The organism is Candidatus Defluviilinea gracilis, assembly GCF_057138825.1.
In genome coordinates this window covers 1-2,982 of sequence record NZ_DBNHEF010000001.1, presented here as the reverse complement: position 1 = coordinate 2,982, position 2,982 = coordinate 1, and the positions used below count along the sequence as shown (strand labels likewise).

At 55.7% G+C, this 2,982-nt stretch carries 2 protein-coding genes; both read left to right on the top strand.

Annotated elements, in window-relative coordinates; translation table 11 throughout:
- On the top strand, positions 1–1,780 hold a 1,780-nt coding region (locus AC16KF_RS00010; protein WP_484035223.1), incomplete at its 5' end, for a sortase.
- Positions 1,781–2,173: 393 nt separating this feature from the next.
- Positions 2,174–2,982, top strand: an 809-nt coding sequence (locus AC16KF_RS00005) for a thioredoxin domain-containing protein (protein WP_484035222.1), incomplete at its 3' end; no start/stop codon positions are given.

The window sequence follows — 2,982 nt, the reverse complement described above, 5'->3', positions numbered from 1 at the left end:
CACCACCAGCGTCGCTGGAACCTACCTCTTCTCCGGGCTCCCCGAAGGCGATTACATCGTCCGCGTCACCCCGCCCGTCGGTTATACCAGCACCGTCGACACCGCCAACAATGGCGATACCACCGATGCAAATCAAAATATTGATAACAACGACAACGGCATCGGCACCGCCGCTGGGCAAGCCTCCAGTTCGGTTGCTACTTTGAATCCGGGCAATGCTGGCGCCGCCGCCAACAACACCGTCACCAATGCCACCGGCACCACCTACGACCCCACTGTGGACTTCGGCTTCGTTGGCAACAGCGGAGGTTTTGTCAAATCCATTGCTTCCACAAGCGAAGCCTTTACAGCCGGAACGGATGTTGCCATTGGCGAGATCATCACCTACGAAGTGACGATCAACCTGCCTGTTGGAACGCCGCTAGCAAACGTGACCATCACCGACCAGATGGACAAAGGTCTTGCCTTCGTAGACTGTCTGTATGTGGAAGTGGCTGGTGTTGACCAGACCGCAGGCGTCTGCCCGGCTGTCACTGTGTCTTCGATCACCGACCCGGGCGACCCGGCAACCAACCCCGCCAACCCAGGCAGGCAAGTGGTGTTCACAATTGGGAATATTGCCGCCCAGGCTACCCCCTCAACCCTACTGGTGCGCTATCGCGCCATTGTTCTCGACGTGATCGAGAATCAGGATGGCGGCGTCTTGAATAACAGCGTCACATGGGCGTGGACTGGCGGATCCTTCACCACCAGCGCCCCGAACGTGCAGATTTTAGAACCCAAACTGACCATCGATAAAACCGCTTCGCCATCCAGCAATGTGCTTGTGGGATCGACGATTCAGTTCACGTTGTCGATCGAACACACTCTTCAGAGTTCAACCGACGCCTTCGATGTAGTGGTGACAGACATCCTGCCGTCCTCGCTCGAATATGTGCCGGGATCGGTTGTCTACGCCGGGCTTGCGCCCACCACCCCAGCGGCGCCTGCCTATCCGGGGGCAACGTCTAACCTGATATTCCAATGGGATGTATTCCCGCTGGGCGCAACATCCACCATTACTTTTAATGCCCGCTTGCTGAGCGCGCCAGCCGCCAACACCGCATCCGTTGCGTGGACTTCCCTGCCGATCGACCCGGGCGTGGGCGGTTTGCCGGTCCAACTGAGCGTTCACAACGTCGAATCGACAGAACGTTGGTACGACCCGCTGGATGCCGTGAACGTGTATGGCGTGTCGGCTACGGTGACCATCGACGGCAGACTCCCCAACGACCTGCCCGACACCGGCTTTGCCCCATTCGTGAAGACGGACATGTCCAACGTTGCGCCCGAACAATATACCCAGACCGGCGGGCTGATCGTGGAGATCCCTTCACTGGGAATCAAGATGCCGATCGTAGGCGTGCCGCTCAAGAACGGAGAGTGGAATGTCTCGTGGTTGGGGAATCAGGCCGGGTGGCTGGAAGGAAGCGCGTTCCCATCCTGGAACGGCAACAGTGTGCTGACGGGACACGTCTACGGATATAACGGTTTGCCGGGTCCGTTCTTCAATTTGAGCAACCTCAAATACGGCGACAAGATCATCATCCATGCGTACGGCGCGGAATTCATCTACGAAGTGCGCGGAAGTGAAGTCGTCAAACCGAATGACGCCTCCGTTATGAAGCATGAAGAAAAGGCGTGGCTCACATTGCTCACATGCAAAGAGTACGACGCCAAGACCAACACGTATAAAAAGCGCTTGATGATACGGGCAGTACTGGTAAGCGTTGAAAGGTAATCTAGTCGAACACGGCGCTCCGTTTGGAGCGCCGTGTTGATTCCATAGAAAATTGGCATGGACTATAATCCACCTCAACTCTTTTCCACTCAGGGCGCGTAAAAAACAACTTCCCGCATTATGTCGTTGCGAGGGCGTTCTTCCCGAAGCAATCTCCTGTCAATGAGGGAAGTTAATAATCAGGACTTACGCAGTTGGCGGGCAGTTGGACTGCCGCCGCCGCAGTGCAACTACGGCGCAACAGGTTCAACTGCGTAAGCCCTATAATTTACGGACCCCAAGACCTGTTTCTTATTACACAGATTCGACGGATTACACGATCCACTCGGGTTTTTAAATGGTTTTCTCCGTGAAATCCGTGTGATCCGTGTCCAAAAAAGACTGAGGTAACTCATGCCAAACCACCTGATCTCGGAAACTTCTCCCTACCTGCTTCAACACGCAAACAATCCCGTGAATTGGTATCCCTGGGGTGAAGAGGCGCTGAAAAAAGCCCGAGCCGAAAACAAACCGATCTTCCTCAGCATCGGATACGCCGCCTGTCACTGGTGTCACGTGATGGCGCATGAATCCTTTGAAGATACGGACACCGCCGCGTTCATGAACGCGCATTTCGTCAACATCAAAGTGGACCGCGAGGAACGCCCCGACCTCGACGCGATCTACATGCAAGCCACGGTCGCCATGACGGGTTCGGGCGGCTGGCCCATGTCGGTGTTTCTCACGCCCGATCTCAAGCCATTTTTTACGGGAACCTATTTCCCGCCCGTCGCGCGCTATAACATGCCATCGTTCAAAGATGTGTTAGCAGGCATTGCGCGCACTTGGAACGAACAACAAAACGAAGCCACGCGCGTTGGCGACGAAGTTTCCAATCACCTTCAGCAAGCGCTCAGCGTCAACGTGCAATCCGATTTGGGATTCACGCAGGAACACCTCGACGCGGCGGTGAAGAATTTGCTCGATCACTACGACTGGGGCAACGGCGGCTGGGGTTCCGCGCCAAAATTTCCGCAACCGATGGCAGTTGAATTCCTGTTGAGACGCGTCGCTCGAGAATCAGAGAATTGGGAGAATTCTCCAATTCTCAAAACCTCTATTCACGCGCTTCGAACCATGGCGCGCGGCGGAATGTACGATGTGGTCGGCGGCGGCTTCTCGCGCTACAGCGTGGACAATTTCTGGCGCGTGCCACACTTTGA